Below are 25,065 nucleotides of genomic sequence, written 5' to 3'. Positions count from 1 at the left end.
TCCATACTAAATGGTTTTAGTGACCGGTGGAACAGGCCTAATTGGTAGTTTTTTAATTAAAGAGCTACTAAAAGAAGGCAATAGAATAAAAGCCCTTTACCGAAATAGTATTCCTGATGAACTGCAGTCTGTTCCAAATTTAACGTGGGTTAAGGGGGATATTTTAGATTCAGCATTGCTAGAATTATTAGTGCAGGATGTGGATCAGGTTTACCATTGTGCTGGTTTAGTTTCGTATGCTCCTCAGGATGCAAATTTGCTTAAAGAAATAAACATTATTGGTACCAGTAATGTTGTAGATGCATGTTTAGATAAACCAGGTATAAAGCTTTGTCATGTAAGTTCTATCGCCGCCATTGGGCATGTAAAAGGAAAACAAGTTTTTAACGAAAATACTAAATGGGAAGCTTCCTCAGAGCACTCTGTTTATGCCAGTTCCAAATATTTTGGTGAATTAGAAGTTTGGCGTGGCATTGCCGAAGGGTTACAAGGCGTTATTGTAAATCCTTCTGTTGTTTTAGGGCCAACATTAGATTGGAGCAGGAGCAGTACCCAATTATTTAAATATGTATTTGAGGAGCGTGCTTTTTATACAAAAGGATGTGCCAACTTTGTTGATGTCCGGGATGTGGTGGCTGCTATGGTTAAACTAATGAACTCTGAAACAAAATCAGAAAGATTTATTTTAAATGCTGGCTTACTTTCCTATAAAGAATTCTTTAATTTAGTTGCTGATTGTTTTAAGAAAAAATCACCTCAAATACGTGTGCCAAATATGTTAGCTGAAATTGTTTGGCGCACGGAGCATTTACGCTCACTTATTACCGGTAAGAAACCTTTGATCACAAAAGAGACTGCTCGAATATCAAAAAAGCAACACCTTTACAGTAACGATAAAATCAAAGAGGTTCTTCGGATGGAGTTCCAGGCTTTACCAGAAACCATACGCTGGTGTTGCCAGGAATTAAAAAAACTGCATACAGAAATTTAACCGAATGGATCGGATTTTGTTTTGTAGTTGTTGTTAAAGATGGAAGCTGTAACTTACAGCAGAAAGGAAAATACCTGAGATGGACGAAAATTTTGAAGATCGCAATGAGGAGTTGGAGTTAGTAGCTAAGTTTGAAAATATGGTTAAAAACAACGAGACCATATTTTTTGATTTAACGGATTTCGAGTTAATCATTGACCATTATACCAATAATTTAAATTACGTTAAGGCCTTAGAAGCGTGTAATGCAGCTTTGGCTCAATATCCCTTTTCTACCGAATTACTAATTGATAAGTCCCAGATTTTAGCTATGTCGGGGAATTTTGCTGAGGCCTTACAATTGATAGAAGAGGTAGCCTTAATAGAGCCCGATAATGCAGATATTTTTGTAACCCGGGGTGTTATTTACACCCAAAAAGGTGAATACGATACCGCTATAGATTTTTTTAAAAAAGCAGCCGAATCAACAACTGATCGGGACGATATCTATTTTAACATTGGGTTAACTTACCAAAGCTGGGGTAAATTCAAATCAGCAGCTAAGTATTACCGGCAGTGTCTTAAAATAAATCCGGAAAATGAACTGGCCATGCAGGAGATTTTATACTGTCTGGATATTACCGGCGGTTTGGAAAGCTGCCAGCCATTTTTTCAGGAGTTCATTGATGCTGATCCTTACTCCCACACGGCCTGGTATAACATGGGGTTGGTGCAGGCCCGGTTAGGCAATTATGAAAAAGCATTGAGCTCTTTTGAATATGCAACTATTATAAAAGCAGATTTTGCCCCCGGCTATATTCAGCTGGCTAATATGTATGTGCAGTTAGGAGAGTTTGCTAAGGCAATAGATGCTTTCATGACTTCTAATGAATATGATGATCCTTCGGCAGAACTATATTGTAACGTAGGAGAGTGTTATGAAAAATTAAGCCAATGGGATAATGCCCGGAAATACTACCAGAAAGCAATAGATATGGATGCCAATATGGATGAGGCCTGGTTTGGAATAGGTGTTATCCTGAATGCTCAGGAAAAATGGTTTGAGGCAGTACATTTTTTCCGGAAAGCGGCCACCCTTTATCCGGATAGTTCAGATTATTGGTTAGCATTAGCAGCAGCAGAATACAATGTTGGCAATATTACTTCCAGCACCGAGTGTTATGAAAAGGCCAGTGAGTTGGCTCCTGACAATAAAGAAATCTGGCTAAATTGGTCTATAATTCTGTACGAACAAGGTAATTATGAGGGCGCTGTAGAGTTGATGGAAAATGCTATTGAGGTTCAGCCAGACGAGGCAGAATTGCATTACCGTATGTGTGCTTACCTTCTTTCTGCAGGAAATTATAAAGAAGCATATAATTATTTGGAAAATGCTTTAATTTTGGACTTCGATAAACATTACCTGCTATTTGAGTATTTTCCGGAATTAGAATCACAAAAGGCACTGGCCCGACTAATAGATCAATACCGCAAATAGGCTTTTATATTATTACTTAAACAGAAGCCGGCTAAATAGTAGCTTTTAAACTGACATGTTGATGAATTATAATTTAGATCAATTACCTGAGAGAGAAGCTAAACCGCGTCATATAGGTTATACAATGGCCATGGATAAAGGCCTAAGTATTCGGGAAGTAGAAGACTTTGTTGAAGTAGCCGGCGAATACGTAGATATCGTGAAAATGGGTTGGGCAACCTCTTATGTAACACCAAATCTGAAAGAAAAGATTGCAGTTTACAAAGCAGCAGGTATACCGGTTTACTTTGGCGGAACTTTATTTGAGGCTTTTCTGATACGTAATCAATTCGAGGACTACCGCCGGGTTTTAGATACTTACGGATTGGAATATGCAGAAGTATCGGATGGTTCAATTGAATTGAATCACGACAAAAAATGTGAATACATCCGTACGTTAGCCAAGCAGGTAACGGTGTTATCGGAGGTAGGTTCTAAGGATGATCAGAAAATTATTCCGCCCTATAAGTGGATTAGTCTGATGCAGGCAGAATTAGATGCCGGCTCCTGGAAGGTTATCGGTGAAGCTCGTGAAGGAGGAAACGTAGGCTTGTTCCGGTCTACGGGTGAGGTTAGGAGTGGCTTGGTAGAAGAGATATTAACTAAAATACCTTTCGAAAAAATTATTTGGGAAGCGCCCCAGAAAGAACAACAGGTTTGGTTTGTTAAGTTATTGGGAGCTAACGTAAATTTAGGTAATATTTCTCCTAGGGAAATTATTCCATTAGAAACAATTCGGTTAGGCTTACGTGGCGATACCTTCATGCATTTTCTGGATAATAAGCAGGCTGATTGCTAATCCGGAATTACCTTATATTCTAAATCCTGCTACTTACTAGCAAATTGTTAATTTATAATAATGGAATTACTGCGTAGTTTTATTGATTTCTTTTTGCACCTGGATGTGCACCTCTCGCAAATAATTATTGATTACGGAGTGTGGGCCTACCTTATTTTATTTTTAATAATCTTTGTTGAGACAGGCTTTGTGGTTATGCCTTTTTTACCAGGCGATTCGCTTTTGTTTGCGGCGGGGGCATTTGCTGCTCCGCAATTAACAGAGGCAGGTCAAACTATACCCGGACCGTTTAACCTTTTTTACCTGATTTCACTTTTATTTATTGCAGCCTTTTTGGGCGATACCTTAAATTACTACATTGGCGATTATGTTGGTCCTAAGGTGTTTCGGCGCGATTACCGTTTCTTGAAAAAAGAACACTTATTAAAAACGCAGAACTTTTACCAAAAGCATGGGGCCAAAACTATTATTTTTGCCCGCTTTATACCTATTATCCGCACATTTGCTCCATTTATAGCAGGAGTGGGTACCATGAAATACGGAAAGTTTATTGCCTATAATATAATTGGCGGATTCCTGTGGGTAGTGCTTTTTGTGGGAGCAGGTTATTTCTTTGGTAACATTCCGGCAGTAAAAAAGAATTTTACTTTAGCTATTTTTGCAATAATCCTTATTTCGCTTCTGCCACCCGTAATAGAGTTTTTAAAGCATAAGTTTTCTTCGGCAAAAGAAGCGTAGTTTTTACCAGATAATTAAGGCTTCCTGCTCATTTTTATAGGTTCTATGAAAGAATACGCACTTATAGGTTATCCGCTAACCCATTCTTTTTCTAAAAAGTATTTTACCGAAAAGTTTGAAGCTGATAATATTAAGAACTGTGTCTATAACCTATATGAGTTGCCTGATATTAATGGTTTCCCTGAACTTCTGAAAGCTCATCCTAACCTGGCGGGGTTAAATGTTACCATTCCGCATAAAGAAGTAGTTATTCCTTTTCTGGATGAAGTAGAGGAAGAGGCCGCAAAGATTGGAGCTGTTAATGTAATAAAATTTACAGACGGAAAAATAAAGGGTTTCAACTCCGACTATCAGGGGTTTATGCAGTCCTTGCAGAAGTTTTATCCTTGTTCTCCCGGGTCAAAAGCTTTAATATTAGGTACGGGAGGAGCTGCCAAAGCAGTAATGGCAGCTTTGGATTTTTTGCAAATTACCTATAAAACTGTTTCCCGGAAGCCAGAATCCGGACAACTGCATTATGATGCCATAACGCCAGAACTATTGGCCTCTTATACGTTAATCATTAATACCACCCCATTAGGCACCTATCCGAATACCGCTACGTGCCCCTCTATTCCGTACCAGGCCTTAACGGAAGAGCACTATTTATATGATTTAGTGTATAACCCGAGCGAAACGGTATTTTTAAAAAAGGGTAAGGAAGCAGGAGCCCACTCCAAAAATGGTTATGAAATGCTTTGCTTACAAGCAGAGGTAGCCTGGCAAATATGGAATAGCTAAAGTATCCAAATCCTGCTTGGATATTGGTCCTCTTTAAAAACTAATAAATTATTTTCTTATTTCTTTTTTATAAAATCTAAATCTCTGGTAACCCTCAAAGATTTAGAGGCTTATCTATTATATTTACTTTTAAATATTTTTATTAGCAATGCAACCATTCCGGCTCAAATGGGATCATTCTATAAAGCACGGGCAAATTTATTAAGCAAATCTACTTGAAGCTCTTTCGGAAAGACAAACTTACTGTAGAACAGGAAATGATACAGGGGTGCATAGCTGGCAAACGAGCTATGCAAAAGATGCTGTATGACCTGTATGCCAAGAAGATGATGGCAGTTTGTATCCGTTATTCTAAAACTAGTTTTGAGGCAGAAGACATAATGCAGGAAGCTTTTATTAAAGTTTTGAGCATATCGGAAGCTTTAAAGGAGAGTGTCCGCTTGAGTTTTGGATTCGCCGGATCATGGTGAATACAGCACTTAAACACCACCGGAAAATGATGCACATTAGTTCGGTAACGGATAATGATCAGGCTGAAAAGATTCCGGAAGAAGAGTTTATTATGTCGGGATATGCTTATGAAGATTTGTTAACGATGGTGCAGAGTTTAGCCCCGCGTTACCAGCTTATATTTAACTTATACGCCATTGAAGGATATTCCCATAAGGAAATTGCAACAATGCTGGAGATTTCTGAAGGAACATCCAAATCGCAGTATTCGCGGGCACGGGCAATCCTTAAGAATATGTTAGAGGAAAAAGAAGAATTATACAATGAACGAGTTATCAGATAAAGACGGGCCAAAGAAGCTGGAAGATATTTTCCGGGCGGGAATGGAAGAGGCCGAAGTGTCTCCTTCTGACCGACTGTGGAGCCGTATTGAACAGAACCTGGACTCTAAGGAAACTAAACTTTATAAGGAGAAGCTGGTTTGGTACCAAACCTTAGTAGCGGCCTGTATTACTTTGGTTGTTTGTGCCGGAGCCTTTTTATTCTACGATTATAATAATGAACGGTCCCATACCAGAAATCTAATAGCAAATCAGCCGGTTAAATTAAATACTCCAGTAGAAAATAACCAGCGGTTGCCGAAAGCAAAAACGGAAATACAATCAGGTTTAGCTATCGCCGGGAATACAACTAAAGTACCTGTTACCCAAGAAGGTCGTGCCATCAAGGCCCCCAATACTGATCTGGAAGAGATAACTAAATGGGAAGCAACAACAGTAACATCAACAAATATTTCCGAAAAAACGAAATCTGTTCAACCTCCACTATTAAATAGCAATAACGATAAAAAAGTATTAGCCTTGGCTGAGAAAAATAGCTTTAGTCATAGTGCGGTCGCGTTACCAAATAACCCGGAAAATAATATAGATTTCACAGGTGCCTTGGGAAGTGGTCAAGAAGCTAATAAAGAAGTTTTATCAGATGCATTTTTGGATAGCAGACCTGTTGTGGTAGAATCAAATGTGTCTTCTGTTTTACCTGAAAAACTAAATAGGGTAAAGCCTATTATGCCGAAGCGCGCAACTACTAATTATTTAGCCATGACTGAGGAGCCAGAAAAAAAGCGTACTCCTCGCTGGTCGGTTATTAGTAAATATTCTCCTCATTATTTTAATCAAAATATAGCTTTAGCTACTAATAATTCGAGTTTACCGGCCTCTTCAGTTGGATTTGCTGCGCCGGCGTCAAACGCTGGGCTGTCCAGTTACAGTTCAGCCATGCAGGAATTCGATAATAATACAAAACCGCAATATTCTTATAGTGCTGCCATGGGAGCCGGTTATCAATTAACCAGTAATTGGTCGCTGGAAACAGGGTTGGCATTTACTCAAAATACCGCTAGTACAGAATCATCTTATATTATCAATAACAACCAAGGGGCAGCGGCTAAATTTAATTCTAGTACCAGATTGCACGACCAGAATAGTAAGCCGGAAGCGGCTCTGCCCACAACTGCTTTGATAGCCTCTTTAGGCGGGCAAAAAAATATAGCCAGTGCCCAGGTAGTGAAAACAACTTCTTTTGAAACCCAATACCGGTACCGTTTGCTGGGGGTACCTGTTAAGGTAACCTACCAAATGAGCCGAAGTAAAAGTATTTATTATGCTTCTTTTGGTTTCCTGACTAATTTATTAATTCAAACCCACATTTTCTCTGATTCTCCCCGGGTTCCGGATTTAAAATATGGCCCTAATAGCGATTCGCCATTCCGGGGTTTGCAAATGGCTGCCGTCGCTTCGGCTGGCAGAGGCTTTATTGTCACCAAAGGACTTAGCCTTCGGGCTGGGATAGAGGCAACTCAATACATGACAAGCTTGGTCGCTCAACCTGATAACCTGGAGTTCAGGCAAAGAAAACCATATAATATTGGCTTTTCGCTTAGCTCCACGTATACTTTAGGTAAATAACTTATTTAAAAATTTCCTGTTTTCACAGATTCTGAGTTTTACAATTTTTTAAAAGAATTACTAAACCTGCTTTCTGTAGAAGCAGGTTTTTTATTTTATAAGTCTTAAGTTTTTCGCCGCTTATAGGCTACTTTAAATTTTAAATAACAGAAATAGATAGGCGAAATGGCAACTTACAGCCGCTCATAGTTGTTATTTATTATCTTTACCCTATATAAAATCATAGAATGGATTTTAATTTAACATCTGAGTTCAAACCAACCGGCGATCAGCCCAAAGCCATAACCCAATTAGTAGAGGGCATCAATAATGGAGAGCCGGTACAGGTATTATTGGGTGCTACCGGTACGGGTAAAACGTTTACGGTAGCCAATGTTATTCAGGAAGTAAAAAAACCAACGTTGGTACTTTGTCATAATAAAACGTTAGCGGCCCAGTTGTATGGGGAATTTAAACAGTTCTTTCCTAATAATGCGGTCGAATATTTTATTTCTTATTACGACTATTATCAACCGGAAGCTTACATTGCTTCTACCAATACGTTTATTGAAAAAGATTTAGCCATCAACGAAGAAATTGAAAAGCTTCGGTTGCATTGTACATCGTCCTTGCTTTCGGGCCGGCGCGATGTGATAGTGGTGGCTTCTGTTTCTTGTATTTACGGTATTGGCAACCCCGAAGAGTTTGGTAAAAATGTTATCTACATTAAGCCGGGGCAAAAGGTAAGTCGCAATAATTTGCTTTACCAGTTTGTACAAATCTTGTACAGTCGTACGGAAGCTGAGTTTACCCGTGGCTCTTTTCGGGTTAAAGGCGATACAGTAGATGTGTATCCGGCTTATGCTGATTATGCTTACCGTATTTATTTTTGGGGCGATGAGATTGAAAGTATTCAGCGCATTGATCCGGGAACCGGCAAGAAGATAGCCGAAGAAGACCAAATAGCTTTATACCCGGCAAACTTATTTGTGACGGGCCAGGATGTGTTGCAGCAGGCTATAAAAGAAATTCAGTTTGATTTAGTAGCCCAGCATGAATATTTTCAGAAAGAGTTTCGCGACGATGAAGCAAAGCGGATAAAAGAACGGACCGAATTTGACTTGGAGATGATCCGGGAATTGGGTTACTGCTCCGGTATAGAGAACTATTCCCGCTACTTCGATCGTCGTCAGCCAGGTGCACGGCCTTTCTGTTTACTGGATTATTTCCCGGAAGATTTCCTGATGGTGATTGATGAAAGTCACGTGACGGTTCCGCAGGTTCGTGCTATGTGGGGCGGCGACCGTTCCCGGAAAACACAGTTAGTGGAATTTGGTTTCCGATTACCTTCGGCCATGGATAACCGGCCCCTTACTTTTAACGAGTTTGAGTCGATGATGCGGCAGGTAATATTTGTAAGTGCTACGCCCGGCGATTACGAATTGCAGAAAGCTGGCGGGGTAGTAGTAGAGCAGATTATTCGGCCTACTGGTTTATTAGATCCGGTAATTGAAGTTCGACCAAGTATCAATCAGGTGGACGATTTGCTGGATGAGGTGGATAACCGCATCAAAATGGGGCATAGGGTATTGGTAACTACGCTAACCAAACGTATGGCCGAGGAGTTATCTAAATACATGGACCGCCTGAACATAAAGGTAAAGTATATTCATTCGGAAATTAAGTCTCTTGATCGGGTTGAGATTTTACGTGAGCTTCGGTTAGGCCATATTGATGTATTAATTGGCGTAAACCTGTTGCGGGAAGGATTAGACTTACCAGAAGTATCTTTAGTAGCTATTTTAGATGCTGATAAGGAAGGTTTTCTGCGTGACCAACGGTCCTTAATTCAAACTACGGGCCGGGCAGCACGGAATAGCCAGGGCAAAGTAATTATGTATGCCGACCGGATGACAGGTTCTATGCAGCGTACCATTGATGAAACCAATCGGAGACGTGAGGTTCAAATGGCTTACAACGAAAAGCATGGTATAACGCCAACTACTGTTTATAAATCAATAGAAGCTATTATGGAGCAAACTTCTGTAGCAGATGCGAAGAAGGAAGTTAAAATGTATGCCGGGCCAGACGAAGCTATTACTTCTATTGCAGCGGAGCCCGTGATACAGTATATGAAGCGCGACGAGCTGGAAAAGGTAATTAAGAAAACCGAAAAACAAATGGAAGCCGCTGCTAAAGATCTGGACTTTTTACAAGCAGCTAAGTACCGCGATGAGCTGGCTGAATTACGTAAAATGCTAAAAAACAGACGTGATTAAATAATTTTAAGAATCTTTGAAAAGCTCCTGTATTATTGGCAGGAGCTTTTTAATTTATTCTGAGTCACCCTTCTGCAAGTTCTCATAATCTTGTGGGGTGTCAATATCTATACTCCCCTTAGGGAAAGCAACAGCCATTACAGCTTCCGGAAATTTTTTGATCAGTTTCTTAGCTCCTTCCTGCCCTTGTAAAGCGAGTAAATCCGGGAAGAATTTTTTACGAAACAATACTGGTGTACCCAGCGTCTCCTGATAAGAGCAGGCAATTATTTCTTTATTGGTTTGGGAGTAGGTACTAATTAATTGATCTAGTAAAGTAGCCGTTACAAATGGCTGGTCACAAACCATAAAAATAACGCCTCCTGCATTAGGTGCGGCCTTCAATAAAGAATTAAGGCCTGTGCTGATACTGGAAGCCATTCCTTCCTGCCAGTCTGGGTTTTCTACAACATGGGCAGTCCCAAAAGCATGGGCATTTCTGATTTCGGAAGCACCGGCACCTAAAACCACCGCTACATTATTTACTGCAGATTGCTGAATAGTTTGTAAGGCATGTTGTAACAGGCTTTTTCCTTTATACAACAATTGTTGTTTTGGTTGCCCTAAACGGGTAGAGGCGCCCGCAGCCAGTAAAACTAAACCAATGGGACTAGCCTGCTCCATTAAAATGCTGCTTTGATTTCACAAGTTGCCTTGGCTGTTTCGTCCATCAGGCTTTTTTTGATAATCAGCGGGTGACGGGCATGAATCGTTTCGGACTTATCGCGGAGAAAGCCAGCGTCTTTTTTAGAGAGGATAGCCTTTATTTCGGCCACGATGGACAGCGCTATTTCTTCTGAGGTTTCGGCGCCTAAATCCAGCCCAACTGGCCCGAATATTTTCTCCTGTTGTTTAGCTGTTAAAGTTATTCCTTCCTCCTGAAGCTCATCCAGCATTCGGCTTAATTTCTTTTTGGGGCCTAAAGAACCAATATACGGTGTATTAATGCTTATCAGCTCCCGCAGCATGGCAATGTCGTAATTATAATTATGCGTCATCAGGGCAAAAACAGTCCGCTCATCCACGTGCAATTGCGTTAGCACTTTGTCTGCTTTAGAGACTAATACTTTTTTTACACCAGGAAAGCGTTCTTGCGTTGCATAATTGGCTCTGCCATCTACCACAATAACTTCCCATCCTACAATAGTAGCTATTTGCACCAACGGCATAACATCGTTACCCGCCCCTACAATAACCAGCGACACAGCAGGTGGTATAAATTCAACAAAAGCCGTTAAGGGTTTTTCGCTGTTTATGTAAGTTTTTATAGTAGATGCTTTTTGAAATAGTACTTCCTGAGCATCTGCTAATAAAGCTTCTTTTAATAGAGGATCTGGCATATTTTCCGTTACAGCACCACTTTCTACTTGTAATAAACAGGTGCCGAATTGATGGGCATGCCTGTCTGCTAAAGAGAAAAGTGTAACTAAAACCGCATTCTGCCGATCGGTGAGAATAGCTTTTAATAGCTGAATAGGGTTAGTTTGTTGTTCCGGATGAATGGGTTCAATTAATATATGAATAATACCGTTGCAGCCCAAACCAACGCCTAATTTGGCATCATCGTCATCGGTAGTATCATAAGTAACTAAAAGAGATTTTTGCTGAACCATTACCAGGCGGGCTTTTCTCAGGGCATCACCTTCCAGACAACCGCCACTAATAGCACCAGTAAGTTCTCCATCCTCGGTTACTAACATACGGGCACCGGGCCTCCGGTAAGAAGACCCCTCTACGTGTACTACGGTGGCTAAAGCAGTTTTCTTATTTGCCTTTTGTGCCTCATCATACGCCCGTACAATTTCTTGTATTTCTTTCATCCCGATCTGCTTGCTGAAACTTAAAATTATTATTTTAAATGTATAATCACAACATCAAAATTCTGCCAATTATTCCTGCAGTTGAATTTATACTCAGGTATTTTATTGTTTTATTTGTTGTTAGTGCTTTTTTACTTAAAACAATACTCTTCAGTATAACGCCTTAGGTAGCAATAAATAATATTAGGTATCTTTTGACGTATATTTGAGGCCTTTTCTTTATAAAGATGATCGTTTACAAAAGAGGTAATGACCTGGACCTGGATCAGGTAATAGCATTATATAAAGCTTCTACGTTAGGAAACCGACGACCAGTTGATGATAAGGAACGAATGCACCTGATGCTGCAGCATGCAAATTTGGTTATAACGGCCTGGGAAGATGATTTATTAATAGGCATTTCCCGCGCCCTGACTGATTTTACCTATGCCACTTATCTATCTGATTTGGCGGTGCATGTAGATTATCAGAAGCGAGGAATAGGCAGAGAACTAATAAGGAAAACCAAAGCTGCTACCGACCCGGAAACAAGGTTGATATTACTGGCGGCACCGGCCGCTGAAAAATATTATCCGCATATAGGCTTTACCCATCATCCACAAGCCTGGATGTTGAATCCAGGTGATACTATATAATCAAATAATAAATACTTTTTTAATTAATTATTTACTACAAATACTTTTTTAATTAATTATTTACTACAAATACTTTTTGAAAACCTCCTTCTCTGTTAGAGTTGCCACGGCATCCGACAATGAATTATTAGCCCAATTAGGTTGGGAAACGTTTGAGGCGGCTTTTGGAGCCGCAAATACACCCGAAGATATGGCGGCTTATTTGCCAACTGCTTTTAATCCATCTTTGCAAGCGGCTGAACTAAACGATCCACAAACCATATTCTGGATTATTAGTGTTCAGGAGGCTGTTGTGGGGTACATTAAATTTTATTTTGGTCCAGCTCCAGCCTGTATCACCAGCTCTAACCAAATGAAAATTGCCCGGTTATACCTCCTGCCCAAATGGTGCGGAAAGGGCCTGGGGACTGAGCTATTAAAACAATCTTTTGATTTTGCCAAGAAAAAAGAGTGTAAAGTGATTTGGTTAACGGTTTGGGAACATAATACGGGGGCGCTGGCTCTTTATCAGAAATATGGGTTTAAAATAGTAGGCGATGAAGATTTTGTGCTGGGCCAGGATGTGCAACATGATTTTATTATGGAAAAGGTATTTTAAAATCTTCTTTAATTTCCTTCTTACCTAAATTATGGATGGCTTTATTATTTTAAGCTTAAATATATAGAAAAGCTATATCTGGAATAATACTTGCTTAGTACATCTGGAAATAAACAGATGAACAATTTTAAGATTTCCGGATATGAGAAATTCCTACCTGCTTCAATTTAGTTACTTTTTATGTTTAGGCTTAAGCTTAAGCCTGACCGGATGTTATAACTACTACTCTGAAACTTCTCAGATAGGAGTACTAAATGATATTCCTACCGTGCCGCACCAAAATTCGGTACAGGTTTACTTTCCGGGAGAATATCCCGAAGACCAGGAATACATAAAAGTAAAGGTGCTGGAGGTGGGTGGTAGTAATGAATATCCTACTTTAGTAGATGGGTTAAAAAAAAGCGCACAACAGAATGGAATGGATGCTGTTTTGATTATAGATGGTGCCCAATTTGTTGAAGGATCAACCTATCACAACAGAAGATATCATAAAACCAATTCTCCTGCTTATTATCAGAATACCTGGACGACTAGTAGCTTAGCTGGTGTAGGAATAAAGTTTAAGAAAAATCTAAATTACTTTGATCGTTTTGTTCAGAGGAAGACTATCCTGCTGGCAGATTCAGCTGATAAATTTGTATATAAGCCTTATGCTGCAGTAGAGTTTGGTTTGAATGGGAAGGTGCAACAATCGGAATGGTCTGGTGAACAGAACAGGCGAAACATTGATATCAATTATAGTAAAAAATACACGTATGATTTTCTGGTGAATGATAAAAATGGGTGGAGCTACTTAGAGGATGAATTCGGAAGAGTAACAAAAAGAGCTTTCCAGAACGGCGTTATAGTGGCTAAATTACATTATAATGATCTGAATCAGGTAGATTATGTGGTGCTTAAATCCAATGAAAATTATCAGCTTCAAAAAGAAAAAATAACTTTTCAATTCGATTCTCAAAATAAAGTAACAGGAGCCTTAGTGGAAAAAAAAGGCCAGCTACGAAATCGACACCAGTTTACTTATGACGAAAATGATCGCTTAATTTTCCAGGAAATTTTTCAGGTCTATGACAAACGGGAGCAACCCTTTTTATTGATTAGAAATGACTATTTCCCCAAGGATTATGCCTATGAACCCATTGTCAACCCTTGAGGTTAACAAGAGTTAGCTCTAGATTATTAACATTCCTTTTTCGCGGAGCAACAGCCATTCCGGTGATATCAGGAACTGTGCAAAAGGCATATTGGCTTCCGGAGGAAAAGATAGTTCCAGCTCTTTTAATAAGATTTTAGTCTGATAATCCTGATTGAGCAAGCTAAGAATCTGGGCCAGCCACTGCCCAATAACCGGGGTGGTTTTAAGCTGAATGTCCTCAGCTTTTTCATAAAAAGTAAGTACTGCCCGTTCTATTAGCTTCCCTTTTTTCTGGGTTTTAACTATTTCTAATGCAGGAATATTGCCTAACCAAAATACCCGTAAGTTCTTTTTTTCACCATCGGGCTTAGGAGAAACCGAAATAGCCTGTGCAATCAAATGCCGCGGATGCGTTGGGCGAGGGACTTTAAAATCGAACCAAAATTGCAAAGGCTCTTCCAGGCCAATGCCATGCATGTAATTGTAGATAGATTTAGATAAACCGGCTCCAAATAATTCATGATCGGCTCCTTTCGGATCCTTGTGCCACAAATCATTATTAGCAAAGTTTCCTGCTGGTGGCCCCACCTTAACTACACCGTATTTTTCCGGATTCTTTCCAACGGGGCTATGAGCGGTCATCGAAAAGCGATGCCAGAAACCGGATTGAATAACATTATTCTCAAATAACTGGCGCACTACTTCCAGGGAGTCAATGGTTTCCTGAGCTGTTTGGGTGGGGAAGCCATACATGAGGTAAGCGTGCACCATAATGCCGGAGGCGGTAAATCCATCCGTAACCCGGGCCACTTGCGAAATGGTAACGCCTTTTTCCATTAGTGCAAGTAATCGGTCCGAGGCTACTTCTAATCCCCCGGAAACAGCAATACAGCCCGACGCTGCCAGTAACCGACAGATATCAGGGGTGAAAGTTTTTTCGAAACGAATATTGCCCCACCAGGTAATTTTTACATTCCGGCGCAGTAATTCAATGGCTAAATCACGAAGGGCCAGAGGGGGAGCTGCTTCGTCTACAAAATGAAAACCGGTCTGACCCGTTTGGGCTATTATTTCTTCAATGCGGTCGACTAATAAAGTAGCCGGTGCCGTTTCGTAACGCGAAATGTAATCTAAGGTAATATCGCAGAAAGAGCAGCGTTTCCAGTAACAGCCATGTGCTACCGTTAATTTATTCCAGCGGCCATCGCTCCAAAGCCGGTGCATGGGGTTGGTAACTTCAATTACCGATAAATAATCCGGCAAAGGTAAATCACTGTAATCAGGCGTGCCTACTTCGGTATGCGGTATATCCGGATCGGTGCAGTTATTCTGATAAACTACCTGCTCATTTTCCAACATGAAAGTCCGTTGCAATTGGTTAGCTGGTCGTTGTCCTTGCCAGTATTCCATAATCTTGAGCCACGGACCTTCTCCATCGTCCAGCGTAACAAAATCAATGTAACGGAACAGTTTAAGTTCGTTTAGGCTGCGAAGCTCCGTATTCGGGTAGCCGCCACCCATCAACGTTTTTATTTCGGGATTATAGGCTTTAATGTATTGTGCCAAGCGTAAACCACCGTACAAATTACCCGGGAAAGGAATAGAAAAGCCTACCATGTCCGGCTTAACCTGGGTAAGCTTATCGGCAATTAATTCTAACAGCATTTGATCTACTAAGTTGGGCTCCTCGTTTAAAGCTAATTCTAAGGCATCAAACGTGGTGGCCGACATAGCCAGCTTGTCGGCGTACCGGCTGAACCCGAAGTAGGGGCAAACGGCTTCCTGAATTAGATCGCCTAAGTCCTCTAAGTACAAGGTAGCCAAATGGCGGGCCCGGTCGGTAATCCCCATGTTCCCAAAAGCATATTCCAGATCGGCTATCTGATCGAATCGGGAAGCCTCCGGCAAGAAACTATTGTAGCAGATTTGCTGGGCCAGGGTATTGTCCTTGTTCTGTAAAAACCGGATTACGGGCTCAATCGTCTGCAAATAGTAGGGCTTCAGGCGCAAAATACGGTTGCTATTATCTGAAAGCTCTTGCTCTTTTTGTTCTGCTGCTGCAAAAGCACGGGTTAAGCCTGCTTTGGAAAATAGCTTCAGTACCAGCTCAATACCGAAATCCGCCTGATGTACCGTAAACCCTTTTTTACCTAAAAAACCTTTTAGGTAGGGAGTGGCCGGATACGGCGTGTTCAGCTGTGTAAGCGGAGGGGTAATAAGCAGAGTTACGGGCTTTTTCAAAGGTACTATTGGGCTTAATTAAATTAAAACAAATGCGCCGAGGCAGAAGTTTATTAAAACATAAAATTACAGCTTTATTATTTAAGCGCCTATTAAATCAAACAAACTGGGTGGTACCGGTATATTAAACAAAAAGAGACGCAGGTGCGCCTCTTTTTTATAAACTAAAAAATAATTTTATCCACCACCAACCTTTGCCTGGTCCGGATGTTCGTTATAGCTATCCATGTCCTCTTTCTTGGTTTCAGATTCATTGCTGGTGTCTTCCCCTAAATTAGGAGGCGTAACTACCCCTGCATTTTCGTCTGGCCCGGTTGTTTCGGATCCATCAGACCCGCCCGTTACTTTTTCTCCTTCGGCTACTACGGCTTTAGCTGATTTGTCTTTATCTTCTTCTTTCATAGTTCTGCTTTTTAAATATCAGGTATACGGTAGCTTTTGAAATTTTGGCTTATAATTCTTCGTTCAATCTTAGGATTAAAAGTGATTTTACCGGATATAAGCATAGACAAACTTTATCCAGTAATTTTGTTCTAAAATAAACCTACGAACAAGGTTTAGTAAGTTTCATTAAAAAATACATGATGATTTTCAGTTCAAAGCGTAAAATTAAATTATTATTAGTAAGTACGGCGGTTTTTGGGTTTTTGGGAGCTTCGGCACAAAATCGCATTGATTCTAAATCCCAAACCCTCACCGGGTCTCCTAAAAGTGCCAAGTCGGTTTCTAAAAAGCCTTTCATAGATAAAACTAACATGAATCTTTCGGTAAAACCCGGAGACGACTTTTATACCTATGCCAGTGGAACCTGGATTAAAAATAACCCGATCCCGGCTAAAGAGACCCGCTGGGGAAGTTTTCATGTACTCCGCGATTTTAATATCAATGCTGTAAAAGGCTTGGTAAATGAGGCAGCCCAGAATAAAAATGCGGCGGCTGGTTCGGTAGAAAAGCGGGTTGGCGATTTTTATGCGGCAGCCATGGATAGCAATGCGATTGATAAGCTCGGCTATGCCCCAATTAAAGCAGACTTACAGAAAGCTGGTGCGGTTAAAGACTTAAATGGAGTGCTGGATCAAGTAGCAGCGCTGCGTACTTCCGGGGCTGCTTCACCGATGTTTGGTTTTTATGTAGGTCAGGACCGGAAGAACCCAACTAAAAATATTCCTCAGATTAGCCAGGGTGGTACTTCATTACCCGATAAAGATTATTATTTGAAAACGGATGCCCGGAGTTTAAAGGTGCAGGAGGGGTATAAAAATTATATAACCAAACTTTTTACCTTAACTGGTGTTTCTCCGGCTGTAGCTCAGCAAAATGCCGAAACTATTTTCAATCTGGAGAAGAAAATGGCAGCGGCTCAATTGAGCCGGGTAGAGCTGCGTGATCCACACAGAACTTATAATAAATTTGCCATTAGCGAATTCAGTAAAACTACCCCGAATATTAACTGGAATAGCCTGTTAGGTAAGATGAAAGTTACCGGTGAAGATTCGTTGCTGGTGAATTCCCCTAACTTTTTCAAAGAGCTCAATAGCCTATTGGTCTCTACTCCGGTAAAAGATTGGCAAACTTACCTGCAATGGAATATATTAAAATCAGCGGCACCTTATTTAAGTACTGATTTTGTAAATGCCAACTTCGCTTTTAACCAGGTGCTGACCGGACAGAAAGTACCAACCCCGCGCTGGCAGCGCATGGCTACTTTAACCGATAATGCGGTTGGTGAATTACTAGGGCAGTTATATGTACAAAAATATTTTAAGCCCGAAGCTAAAGCACGGATGGAATCCATGATCAGTAACCTGATTAAAGCCTACGAAATCCGGATTAAAAACTTAGATTGGATGAGCCCGGCTACGAAAGAAAAAGCCTTAGCCAAATTGCATGCTTTTACTCCAAAAATTGCATATCCTGATAATTGGAAGAATTATGATGGATTACAAATTAGCCGCAACGCCTTCTTCCAGAATGTGCGAAACTCAAATATTTGGGATTACAACTATATGGTTAGCCAGTTAGGTAAGCCAGTAGACAAAACCCGTTGGGGAATGACACCGCCTACGGTAAACGCTTACTATAATCCGGTAATGAATGAAATTGTGTTTCCGGCTGGTATTTTACAGTTCCCATTCTTCGACCCCAATGCGGATGATGCCGTAAATTATGGTGGAATTGGCGCAGTAATCGGGCACGAAATCTCCCATGGTTTTGACGATTCCGGTAGCCAATACGACAAGGATGGAACCTTACGTAACTGGTGGACGCCTGAAGATTTAGCTAAATTCAAGGAGAAAGCTGCTGCCTTGCAAAAGCAGTTTGATGCTTACACAGTACTTGATACTATTCACGTAAACGGTAAATTGACATTGGGCGAAAACATTGGCGATTTGGGCGGTTTAAGTGCCGCCTACGAAGCATTTAAAATGACCAAACAAGGTAAATCGAAAGAGAAGATAGACGGTTTTACCCCTGATCAACGATTCTTTTTGTCGTGGGCGCAAGTATGGCGGGGTAATACCTTGCCCGAAACGGCTTCCCAGCTAATTTTAACCGATCCACACGCACCGGGTGAGTATCGTACTATTGGGGCGCCGGTAAACATGGATGCCTGGTATGAGGCTTTTAATGTTAAGCCTGGTGATAAACTATACCGGAAACCGGAAGACCGTATCCGGATCTGGTAAATTATAAATTAATTAAAAAGGCCGCTTTATAAATAAGGCGGCCTTTTTAATTATAATACTTGGGTCTACACTCAATTATTATTCATTTTGTAAGAAGGGGTACCGATAATCTACTGCTGGTACAAAGGTTTCTTTTATAGTCCTAGTAGATGTCCAGCGAATAAGGTTAAATACAGAACCCGCTTTATCGTTTGTACCGGAAGCACGAGAACCACCAAATGGTTGCTGACCCACTACCGCGCCAGTTGGTTTATCGTTAATATAGAAGTTGCCGGCGGCGTGCAGTAACTTTTTAGTAGCTAAATCAATAGCTGCCCGATCCTGGGAGAAAACGGCACCAGTTAAGCCATACGGCGATGTTGAATTAACCAATTCTAATGTCTCTTCAAAATTTTCGGGTTGATATACATAAACAGTTAATACCGGGCCAAATAACTCTTCACACATGGTTACATACAGCGGGTTATGGGTCAGGATCAGAGTAGGTTCTACAAAATAACCTACTGACTTATCATAATTGCCACCCGCAATAATCTCTACTTCCGGATCATTCTTAGCGGCATCAATGTATTTGGCTAGTTTATTAAAAGACTTTTCATCTATTACAGCGTTAATAAAATTGGCAAAATCCTCGGTAGAACCCATTTTAAAAGATTTCAGGTCTTCCTGTACATATTGCTTTACTTCTTCCCAAATATTGGCAGGAACATAAGCACGGGAGGCAGCCGAACATTTTTGGCCCTGGTACTCAAATGCACCTCGCGAAATGGCCACGGCTAAGGCTTTCGCATCAGCAGAAGGGTGAGCTAAGATAAAATCTTTACCACCGGTTTCGCCTACTATACGCGGATAGCCTTTGTACTTTTGAATATTGTTGCCGATGGTTTGCCAGATGCTTTGGAACACGGAAGTACTGCCAGTAAAATGGACACCGGCAAAATCAGGATGCTTAAATATAACCTCGCCGGCTACCGGCCCATCTACATAAATTAAATTAATAACGCCATCGGGTACACCAGCCGCTTTAAATAATTCCATAATTACCTGCGCTGAGTAAATCTGGGTATAAGCGGGTTTCCAGACAATAACATTACCCATTAAAGCCGGTGCAACAGATAAATTACCGGCAATAGCGGTAAAGTTAAAGGGGGTTAAGGCGAAGACAAACCCTTCCAGCGGGCGATGTTCTAACCGATTCCATACACCCGGTGCCGATTGTGGCTGCTGGGCATAAATCTCGGTCATAAAAGCTACATTAAACCGGAGGAAATCTATCAGTTCGCAGGCCGAGTCAATTTCGGCCTGGTAAACATTTTTAGATTGCCCCAGCATCGTAGCCGCATTCATTCTTGCCCGGAACGGACCGGCTAATAGTTCGGCTGCTTTCAGGAAAATTGCTGCCCGGCTTTGCCAGGGCATTTCAGACCAGGCTTCTTTAGCGGCCAGAGCGGCATCTATGGCTTGCTGCACATGGTCGGCATCGCCCTCATGAAAATAGCCTAAAATATGCTGGTGCTCATGAGGAGGCGATAAAGGTTGTTTATTGTCTGTCCGGACTTCCTGTCCGCCAATATACATGGGTATATCTACCTGTTTGCTTTTAAGTTCTTTAAGCGTTTGTTGTAATTCGGTTCGTTCCGGCGAACCTGGTGCGTAAGTTTTTACCGGCTCGTTTACCGGAGTAGGTACTTTAAAAAATCCGGACATAGTTTTGTCTTTTGTGTCAGTTCTAAATGGTACGAAAATTCCTGTTGAAGCATCACTTTTCCCTGGCAGGAAAAATAAGCAAAAACATTAATTAAAGAATATGCTTTAGCTGGCTGAGGCAGCTTATTTCAAAGGTAACGTTCTGGGCATGTTTCTTTTTTTCAGGGTTAAAAAATACCTGATCCATTCCAGCGTTTTTGGCACCTAATATATCGGCTTCTAAACTATCACCAATCATTAAACAATCTGAAGCTTTTACGCCGGTTTTATTTAAGGCATATTCAAATATTTGCCGCTGGGGTTTTAAACAACCTGCACATTCCGAAGTAATTACCTCTGTAAAATATTGGTTTAGGTTAGAAGAAGCCATTTTTATGGCCTGCTGATCTTTAAACCCATTCGTAATAATATGCAGCACATATTTTTCTTTCAGGTAATCCAGCGTTTCGTGGCAATAAGGAAAAACAGCCGTTTTAGTTGGACAAATTGTTAAAAAAGACTCGTGCAGCCCATGGGGTATCTGTTCCGGTTCTAAACCCAGCTTGGTTAGTGTTAATTCAAATCGTTTCTCCCGGAGCTCCTTTTGAGTGATCTTGCCTTCGTGGTATTGTTGCCACATCCGCTGATTTACATAGCTGTATTTTTTATAAAAATCGGTAGAAGTAAACTTGCCAAATTTATGTAATTCGTAGCTGTCATAAAGGGAAAGAATGGTTTCTGCTGCATTCTTTTCAAAGTCCCAAAGCGTGTGGTCTAAATCAAAAAAAATGTGGCGGTATTGTTTTGGAATATATTTGGCCATAATGGTCGGAAAGAGTACTACTGGTAAAACGCTTTAAGCGGAGAGATGTTTTAGCGGCAACAAATATAAACAGGCAACCGGTTCAACGGGAAACCCACTTGCGGTTGTGCAATTTATTAACGGCCAGTTCCCGGTTAGAATATAAAATCTGGTAAATTTCCTGGTCTTTCAATAAGGTTTCATCCTTTTCCAGGTAACCAAAAATCTGATTTAGCAAATCGGCGGTTTCGTCGCGCAAATAATAATAAACCCAATTATCTACCCGCCTGTAAGTGACTAAACCTGAATTTTTTAAATAAATTAAATGCCTAGAAGTTTTGGTTTGCGTAAAATCTAAAACGTGCTCCACATCCGAAATACACATTTCTTTATTCTTATGAATAAGGTTAAGGATGCGGATGCGTGATTCGTCGCCGAGCGCTTTAAATACTTGTTCGCCAAAATTGACGTTAAAATGTTTGAGCCGCATGGTAGAATGGGTGCTGAAACAAAATTAGGCTATAAATAGCAAGGATGCTAAAAAAAGAGTATAATTGTAAAGGTTATTTTAAATATGTTTAGAACCAAAAAGTCTTATTTAGTCCGGGCTGTTTTTCATTGGAAAGTAATAATATGCGGGCTATTATTTTTTAATCTTTCCCTGGCAATAATGGATGCCCAAGCCCAGGGAAAACCAAAAGTTGTGCAATTTTCTGGGGTAGTGGCCACCGGGGATAGTTTATTTGGGGTGCCTGGTGTTACCGTTTTTGTTCCTAAAGCTGGACGTGGTACCATTACTAATACCTATGGGTACTTCTCCATGCCGGTGCTGGCCGGAGATAGTGTAGTGATTCGGGCACTGGGGTATAAACATTTAACTGTAAAAATTCCTAGAAACTATAATAAGGATAGTTATTCGGTGGTATTGGAGCTAAGCGAAGATCCAACTGTTCTTCCGGAAGTTAGGGTTTGGCCTTATCCAACGGAACGAGAGTTTAAACAAGCTTTTCTTAAACTTAAAGTACCAGAGCGAAGCTTAACCGGGCCGGAAAGAAGCTTGAACGAAAAAGTTATGGCTATGATATTTGCCAATACAGATGTGGGCCCGGCTGCTAATTTCCAGAATACCATGAGTATGCAACAGTTGCAGCGGGATCGGCAAACTGGCGTTGCTCCCAATCCTTATACCAATAATCCTGTTTTAAACCCATTTGCCTGGATGAAATTTATTGAACAGATAAAGAACGGCGATTTAAAGAAAAAATAGATTTAGCTAATACATAAAATCCGGCTGATAATACACCAAGGGTACGGTATTGTCAGCCGGATTTTTTGTTGGATCGCAGTGGTAGCCGTAGATGCGGTATTGTTCCTGATAAGGCATGAGCATGGTATAATAAGCATGACCGGTATTTTCCGGGTGAAAAGCTATATCGTGAAAAACAGTAGTTGGTAAGTCTGGCAAAGTGAGAATATGAGCAAATAAGAAATCTGTGTCCCGCAAATCACCGGAATACACTATTCGTTCCCCAGCTTCCTCCACTAGAAAGCTATAGGTCTGAAACTGCTCAGAATGCCTGCCATACGTGTCGAGGTAGATGATGCCGGGTACCGAGGGAAGAGGCGCGAAGTCAGCGTATTTTTCCGGGTCTTTTAACTGAATGGCTAAGAATTCCTCGATTTGGTTTTTAAAGTCTTCTGTCTGGTACAGGATGACTGGCTTGCGATCTGCTCCGTTATGATGTTGATGCAATAAAATATTAGCCAGGCTTCCACAATGGTCGTTATGCAGGTGGGAGAGTAAAATATACTCTATTTTCAGAATCAGATTTAATTCCACGAGGCGCGGGTAGACCGTAAAGCCGGCATCAATCAAAATTTTACTTCCCGAAAAATTTAAAATAGCAGCGGAATTAAAATATTGGGGCTCAAATGCGCCTCCGGTACCTAGAAATTTTATTTGCATAATTGTGTCTGCACTTTTCCAGACAAACGTAAATTTTGCCTTCCCGATGCCTGTAGTTTAAGAAATTAAAAAAGAGGCTTTCAACCTTCTGCTATTTCTGCCCGTTTGTGCCAGTATATGTAGGTAAGAAATGGCATTAGCAGAAAATTATGAATTAACTCCGGAGAAAAAAGCCTGGCAAACGCACCTGATTCTGAATGATTTTTATGGGGAGCTTAATTTGCGTCAGCCGCGGCGGAGTTCTATGCACGAGCTTATTTCTACCATGTTATCGCATCGCACCACGCATGCCAATGAAGAAAAAGCCTATTACCGGATGCGGGAGGCTTACCCTACCTGGGAGGAGGTGATGGCTGCTCCGGTAGAAGCACTTACCGATACGTTAGAAACAGCCCAATACCCGGGAGCCAAGGCCATAAATATTCAGAAAGCTTTAAAGATCATTCAGGATAAAAGCCCCGATTTTTCCTTAGACTTTTTAAAAGACATGTCTACAGAAGAAGCTATGGAATGGCTTATGGGTTTACCCGGAGTGGGGTTAAAAACAGCTACGCTCTTACTTTTATTTAATTTTCACCAACCGGTTTTGCCCGTAGATACGCATGTGTACCGGGTAAGTCAGCGGATTGGCATAATTGGTGCGAAAGTTTCGGCTGAAAAAGCCCATGCAATTTTGCTGAACATGCTACCCAAAGAGGCACCGGTTTTATTTAATTTCCATAAGCACCTGTATTGGCACGGGCAGCGTATTTGTACCTGGAAGAACCCTAATTGTGAAGAATGCCCGGTAAAGAATTTATGCAATTATTACACGGAAGTACGGAAAAAAGGAGTCGATAAAATATAATCTTTAATAAGATTATATTTTATAAGTGCAAGTAGTACTTACCTATAATAGGGTAAGGCGTACCAAGCTAAAAGGTGTAACTTGCACCTGCTAATCATTAATAAATAGCCCATAATTCATTCATGCGTCTTGTTTCTCATCCCGTTTTGTGTAATTACTATGTCACGTACAGGTGCAATGCACGGTGCTCATTCTGTGACATCTGGGAGAAACCATCGCCTTATATCAAATTGGAGGAGGTAGAGCAGAATCTGAAAGACCTGAAGAAGCTGGGGGTAAACGTAATTGATTTTACCGGCGGTGAACCCCTTTTGCACCAGCAGATAGATAGTTTTCTGAAGTTAGCACATGATATGGGCTTCATTACTACGCTTACCACCAATTGTCTGCTGTATCCAAAATTTGCTGAGCGGCTAAAGGGGAAGGTAGATATGCTGCATTTTTCTTTGGATGCCTTTGAAAAAGAAAAGCACGATACTGGCCGGGGCGTTGCCTGCTATGATTTTGTTTTGGATTCTATAAACATTGCCAAAAGCCTGGGCGAGCGTCCGGACATCTTATTTACGGCATTTGCGGAGAACATCGATCAGCTGGAGGCAGTTTATCAGGAAATAGTTTTGCCTAATAAGTTAATGCTGCTGATAAATCCGGCATTTGATTATAATGAAGTTAATACCGGATCCGGCTTAAATGCGCAACAACTACAATACTTATCTGCTTTTGGCAAACGGAAAAGCGTTTACCTGAACGAAGGTTTTATTCAGTTACGTAAAAATGGTGGTAATCAAATTTTAGATCCAGTTTGTAAGGCAGCCAGCACTACATTAGTTATTTCACCGGAAAATCAATTAGTATTGCCTTGTTACCACTTAGGTGAAAAGAAGTTTCCCATAAATGGTAACCTGTTTGAGCTGTACCAGTCAAAAGAAGTAAAAGAACAAATTGCTCTGGAAGGTAAATTGCCTGCTTGTGAGGGTTGTACCATTAATTGTTACATGCAGCCAAGTTTTGCCGTAGAACTTAATCAGTATTTTTGGAAAGCTTTGCCCAGTACCTTAAAATATAATTTAACTAAAGGTACCTGGAAACGCATGTTTAAATAACTATTTC

The 25,065-nt window shown here is 40.8% G+C and carries 24 protein-coding genes; 16 read left to right on the top strand and 8 right to left on the bottom strand.

What is annotated here, in order from left to right:
* The first annotated feature begins 10 nt into the window (after positions 1 to 10).
* The 9 genes from ADHAQ_RS25595 (at position 11) to uvrB (ending at position 9,499) form a co-directional block, all read left to right on the top strand.
* Positions 11 to 991, top strand: coding sequence for an NAD-dependent epimerase/dehydratase family protein (locus tag ADHAQ_RS25595; RefSeq protein WP_034256804.1), 981 nt, complete (start codon positions 11 to 13; stop codon positions 989 to 991).
* 79 nt (positions 992 to 1,070) lie between these two features.
* Positions 1,071 to 2,468 carry a tetratricopeptide repeat protein gene (locus ADHAQ_RS0113060; RefSeq protein WP_026463316.1) on the top strand — a complete coding sequence of 466 codons (1,398 nt, stop codon included), beginning with the start codon at positions 1,071 to 1,073 and terminating at the stop codon, positions 2,466 to 2,468.
* A gap of 61 nt (positions 2,469 to 2,529) precedes the next feature.
* Complete coding sequence (locus ADHAQ_RS0113055) at positions 2,530 to 3,306, top strand: phosphosulfolactate synthase (protein ID WP_026463315.1); 777 nt, start codon at positions 2,530 to 2,532, stop codon at positions 3,304 to 3,306.
* A gap of 60 nt (positions 3,307 to 3,366) precedes the next feature.
* Positions 3,367 to 4,044: a DedA family protein gene (locus ADHAQ_RS0113050; protein ID WP_026463314.1), complete on the top strand. Its 678-nt coding sequence runs from the start codon at positions 3,367 to 3,369 to the stop codon at positions 4,042 to 4,044.
* Positions 4,045 to 4,089: 45 nt separating this feature from the next.
* A complete protein-coding gene (locus ADHAQ_RS0113045; RefSeq protein ID WP_026463313.1) occupies positions 4,090 to 4,824 on the top strand; it encodes a shikimate dehydrogenase family protein in 735 nt (244 codons plus the stop codon).
* Between the two features lie 215 nt (positions 4,825 to 5,039).
* Positions 5,040 to 5,294, top strand: a complete 255-nt coding sequence (locus ADHAQ_RS28685) for an RNA polymerase sigma factor (protein WP_245590611.1) — start codon at positions 5,040 to 5,042, stop codon at positions 5,292 to 5,294.
* Positions 5,288 to 5,617 carry an RNA polymerase sigma factor gene (locus ADHAQ_RS28680; protein WP_245590610.1) on the top strand — a complete coding sequence of 110 codons (330 nt, stop codon included), beginning with the start codon at positions 5,288 to 5,290 and terminating at the stop codon, positions 5,615 to 5,617. The genes ADHAQ_RS28685 and ADHAQ_RS28680 overlap by 7 nt, the downstream gene beginning before the upstream one ends.
* Positions 5,598 to 7,241 (top strand): hypothetical protein, encoded by a 1,644-nt coding sequence (locus ADHAQ_RS0113035; protein WP_026463312.1) that lies wholly within the window; start codon positions 5,598 to 5,600, stop codon positions 7,239 to 7,241. The genes ADHAQ_RS28680 and ADHAQ_RS0113035 overlap by 20 nt, the downstream gene beginning before the upstream one ends.
* 227 nt (positions 7,242 to 7,468) lie before the next feature.
* A complete protein-coding gene (uvrB, locus tag ADHAQ_RS0113030) occupies positions 7,469 to 9,499 on the top strand; it encodes an excinuclease ABC subunit UvrB (RefSeq protein WP_026463311.1) in 2,031 nt (676 codons plus the stop codon).
* A gap of 54 nt (positions 9,500 to 9,553) precedes the next feature.
* On the opposite strand, the gene ADHAQ_RS0113025 is transcribed toward uvrB, so the two are convergent.
* The gene (locus ADHAQ_RS0113025; protein WP_026463310.1) at positions 9,554 to 10,162 is read right to left on the bottom strand and encodes a nucleotidyltransferase family protein; all 609 of its coding nucleotides are present in this window, start codon (positions 10,160 to 10,162) and stop codon (positions 9,554 to 9,556) included.
* The gene (locus tag ADHAQ_RS25585) at positions 10,162 to 11,358 is read right to left on the bottom strand and encodes an XdhC family protein (protein ID WP_051359898.1); all 1,197 of its coding nucleotides are present in this window, start codon (positions 11,356 to 11,358) and stop codon (positions 10,162 to 10,164) included. The genes ADHAQ_RS0113025 and ADHAQ_RS25585 overlap by 1 nt, the downstream gene beginning before the upstream one ends.
* 227 nt (positions 11,359 to 11,585) lie before the next feature.
* On the opposite strand from ADHAQ_RS25585, the gene ADHAQ_RS0113015 reads away from it, so the two are divergent.
* The 3 genes from ADHAQ_RS0113015 (at position 11,586) to ADHAQ_RS0113005 (ending at position 13,744) form a co-directional block, all read left to right on the top strand.
* Positions 11,586 to 11,993, top strand: coding sequence for a GNAT family N-acetyltransferase (locus tag ADHAQ_RS0113015; RefSeq protein ID WP_026463309.1), 408 nt, complete (start codon positions 11,586 to 11,588; stop codon positions 11,991 to 11,993).
* A 76-nt stretch (positions 11,994 to 12,069) separates the two neighbouring features.
* Positions 12,070 to 12,591, top strand: a complete 522-nt coding sequence (locus tag ADHAQ_RS0113010) for a GNAT family N-acetyltransferase (RefSeq protein ID WP_026463308.1) — start codon at positions 12,070 to 12,072, stop codon at positions 12,589 to 12,591.
* A 142-nt stretch (positions 12,592 to 12,733) separates the two neighbouring features.
* Positions 12,734 to 13,744 carry a hypothetical protein gene (locus ADHAQ_RS0113005; RefSeq protein WP_026463307.1) on the top strand — a complete coding sequence of 337 codons (1,011 nt, stop codon included), beginning with the start codon at positions 12,734 to 12,736 and terminating at the stop codon, positions 13,742 to 13,744.
* A gap of 18 nt (positions 13,745 to 13,762) precedes the next feature.
* Here the strand turns inward: ADHAQ_RS0113005 and ADHAQ_RS0113000 are convergent, their stop codons facing one another.
* Both ADHAQ_RS0113000 and ADHAQ_RS0112990 read right to left on the bottom strand, forming a co-directional pair.
* A complete protein-coding gene (locus tag ADHAQ_RS0113000; RefSeq protein ID WP_026463306.1) occupies positions 13,763 to 15,967 on the bottom strand; it encodes a B12-binding domain-containing radical SAM protein in 2,205 nt (734 codons plus the stop codon).
* Between the two features lie 177 nt (positions 15,968 to 16,144).
* The gene (locus tag ADHAQ_RS0112990) at positions 16,145 to 16,369 is read right to left on the bottom strand and encodes a hypothetical protein (RefSeq protein WP_026463305.1); all 225 of its coding nucleotides are present in this window, start codon (positions 16,367 to 16,369) and stop codon (positions 16,145 to 16,147) included.
* 179 nt (positions 16,370 to 16,548) lie between these two features.
* On the opposite strand from ADHAQ_RS0112990, the gene ADHAQ_RS0112980 reads away from it, so the two are divergent.
* Entirely contained in the window at positions 16,549 to 18,654 is a 2,106-nt protein-coding gene (locus tag ADHAQ_RS0112980; protein ID WP_245590609.1) for a M13 family metallopeptidase, read from the top strand.
* A gap of 78 nt (positions 18,655 to 18,732) precedes the next feature.
* Here the strand turns inward: ADHAQ_RS0112980 and pruA are convergent, their stop codons facing one another.
* From pruA to ADHAQ_RS0112965, 3 genes are all read right to left on the bottom strand, one after another.
* The gene (gene pruA / locus ADHAQ_RS0112975; protein ID WP_026463302.1) at positions 18,733 to 20,361 is read right to left on the bottom strand and encodes an L-glutamate gamma-semialdehyde dehydrogenase; all 1,629 of its coding nucleotides are present in this window, start codon (positions 20,359 to 20,361) and stop codon (positions 18,733 to 18,735) included.
* 91 nt (positions 20,362 to 20,452) lie between these two features.
* Positions 20,453 to 21,163: a YjjG family noncanonical pyrimidine nucleotidase gene (locus ADHAQ_RS0112970; RefSeq protein WP_026463301.1), complete on the bottom strand. Its 711-nt coding sequence runs from the start codon at positions 21,161 to 21,163 to the stop codon at positions 20,453 to 20,455.
* A gap of 82 nt (positions 21,164 to 21,245) precedes the next feature.
* Entirely contained in the window at positions 21,246 to 21,632 is a 387-nt protein-coding gene (locus ADHAQ_RS0112965) for an ArsR/SmtB family transcription factor (RefSeq protein ID WP_026463300.1), read from the bottom strand.
* 84 nt (positions 21,633 to 21,716) lie between these two features.
* Here ADHAQ_RS0112965 and ADHAQ_RS0112960 point away from each other — a divergent pair, with 84 nt between their 5' ends.
* Positions 21,717 to 22,409: a carboxypeptidase-like regulatory domain-containing protein gene (locus tag ADHAQ_RS0112960; protein ID WP_026463299.1), complete on the top strand. Its 693-nt coding sequence runs from the start codon at positions 21,717 to 21,719 to the stop codon at positions 22,407 to 22,409.
* A 6-nt stretch (positions 22,410 to 22,415) separates the two neighbouring features.
* Here the strand turns inward: ADHAQ_RS0112960 and ADHAQ_RS0112955 are convergent, their stop codons facing one another.
* Positions 22,416 to 23,108 carry an MBL fold metallo-hydrolase gene (locus tag ADHAQ_RS0112955; protein WP_026463298.1) on the bottom strand — a complete coding sequence of 231 codons (693 nt, stop codon included), beginning with the start codon at positions 23,106 to 23,108 and terminating at the stop codon, positions 22,416 to 22,418.
* 130 nt (positions 23,109 to 23,238) lie between these two features.
* Here ADHAQ_RS0112955 and ADHAQ_RS0112950 point away from each other — a divergent pair, with 130 nt between their 5' ends.
* Complete coding sequence (locus ADHAQ_RS0112950) at positions 23,239 to 23,955, top strand: endonuclease III domain-containing protein (protein ID WP_026463297.1); 717 nt, start codon at positions 23,239 to 23,241, stop codon at positions 23,953 to 23,955.
* A gap of 122 nt (positions 23,956 to 24,077) precedes the next feature.
* On the top strand, positions 24,078 to 25,058 hold the full coding sequence (locus tag ADHAQ_RS0112945) for a radical SAM protein (protein ID WP_026463296.1): 981 nt from the start codon (positions 24,078 to 24,080) through the stop codon (positions 25,056 to 25,058).
* Positions 25,059 to 25,065 lie beyond the last annotated feature (7 nt).

Source organism: Adhaeribacter aquaticus DSM 16391 (assembly GCF_000473365.1).
In the GTDB taxonomy this organism is placed as follows: domain Bacteria; phylum Bacteroidota; class Bacteroidia; order Cytophagales; family Hymenobacteraceae; genus Adhaeribacter; species Adhaeribacter aquaticus.
Note: the sequence above shows the minus strand (reverse complement) of the source record. Positions and strands in the feature narration are given on the sequence as shown.

Coding starts and splice junctions, on each gene's coding strand:
- ADHAQ_RS0113015 (WP_026463309.1), top strand. CDS start 11,586: ATGATCGTTTACAAAAGAGGTAATGACCTGGACCTGGATCAGGTAATA.
- pruA (WP_026463302.1), bottom strand. CDS start 20,361: ATGTCCGGATTTTTTAAAGTACCTACTCCGGTAAACGAGCCGGTAAAA.
- ADHAQ_RS0112980 (WP_245590609.1), top strand. CDS start 16,549: ATGATGATTTTCAGTTCAAAGCGTAAAATTAAATTATTATTAGTAAGT.
- ADHAQ_RS0113055 (WP_026463315.1), top strand. CDS start 2,530: ATGAATTATAATTTAGATCAATTACCTGAGAGAGAAGCTAAACCGCGT.
- ADHAQ_RS0112990 (WP_026463305.1), bottom strand. CDS start 16,369: ATGAAAGAAGAAGATAAAGACAAATCAGCTAAAGCCGTAGTAGCCGAA.
- ADHAQ_RS0112970 (WP_026463301.1), bottom strand. CDS start 21,163: ATGGCCAAATATATTCCAAAACAATACCGCCACATTTTTTTTGATTTA.
- ADHAQ_RS25585 (WP_051359898.1), bottom strand. CDS start 11,358: ATGAAAGAAATACAAGAAATTGTACGGGCGTATGATGAGGCACAAAAG.
- ADHAQ_RS0112950 (WP_026463297.1), top strand. CDS start 23,239: ATGGCATTAGCAGAAAATTATGAATTAACTCCGGAGAAAAAAGCCTGG.
- ADHAQ_RS0112945 (WP_026463296.1), top strand. CDS start 24,078: ATGCGTCTTGTTTCTCATCCCGTTTTGTGTAATTACTATGTCACGTAC.
- ADHAQ_RS0113025 (WP_026463310.1), bottom strand. CDS start 10,162: ATGGAGCAGGCTAGTCCCATTGGTTTAGTTTTACTGGCTGCGGGCGCC.
- uvrB (WP_026463311.1), top strand. CDS start 7,469: ATGGATTTTAATTTAACATCTGAGTTCAAACCAACCGGCGATCAGCCC.
- ADHAQ_RS0112965 (WP_026463300.1), bottom strand. CDS start 21,632: ATGCGGCTCAAACATTTTAACGTCAATTTTGGCGAACAAGTATTTAAA.
- ADHAQ_RS0113050 (WP_026463314.1), top strand. CDS start 3,367: ATGGAATTACTGCGTAGTTTTATTGATTTCTTTTTGCACCTGGATGTG.
- ADHAQ_RS0112955 (WP_026463298.1), bottom strand. CDS start 23,108: ATGCAAATAAAATTTCTAGGTACCGGAGGCGCATTTGAGCCCCAATAT.
- ADHAQ_RS0113060 (WP_026463316.1), top strand. CDS start 1,071: ATGGACGAAAATTTTGAAGATCGCAATGAGGAGTTGGAGTTAGTAGCT.
- ADHAQ_RS28680 (WP_245590610.1), top strand. CDS start 5,288: ATGGTGAATACAGCACTTAAACACCACCGGAAAATGATGCACATTAGT.
- ADHAQ_RS0113035 (WP_026463312.1), top strand. CDS start 5,598: ATGAACGAGTTATCAGATAAAGACGGGCCAAAGAAGCTGGAAGATATT.
- ADHAQ_RS25595 (WP_034256804.1), top strand. CDS start 11: ATGGTTTTAGTGACCGGTGGAACAGGCCTAATTGGTAGTTTTTTAATT.
- ADHAQ_RS0113045 (WP_026463313.1), top strand. CDS start 4,090: ATGAAAGAATACGCACTTATAGGTTATCCGCTAACCCATTCTTTTTCT.
- ADHAQ_RS0112960 (WP_026463299.1), top strand. CDS start 21,717: ATGTTTAGAACCAAAAAGTCTTATTTAGTCCGGGCTGTTTTTCATTGG.
- ADHAQ_RS0113005 (WP_026463307.1), top strand. CDS start 12,734: ATGAGAAATTCCTACCTGCTTCAATTTAGTTACTTTTTATGTTTAGGC.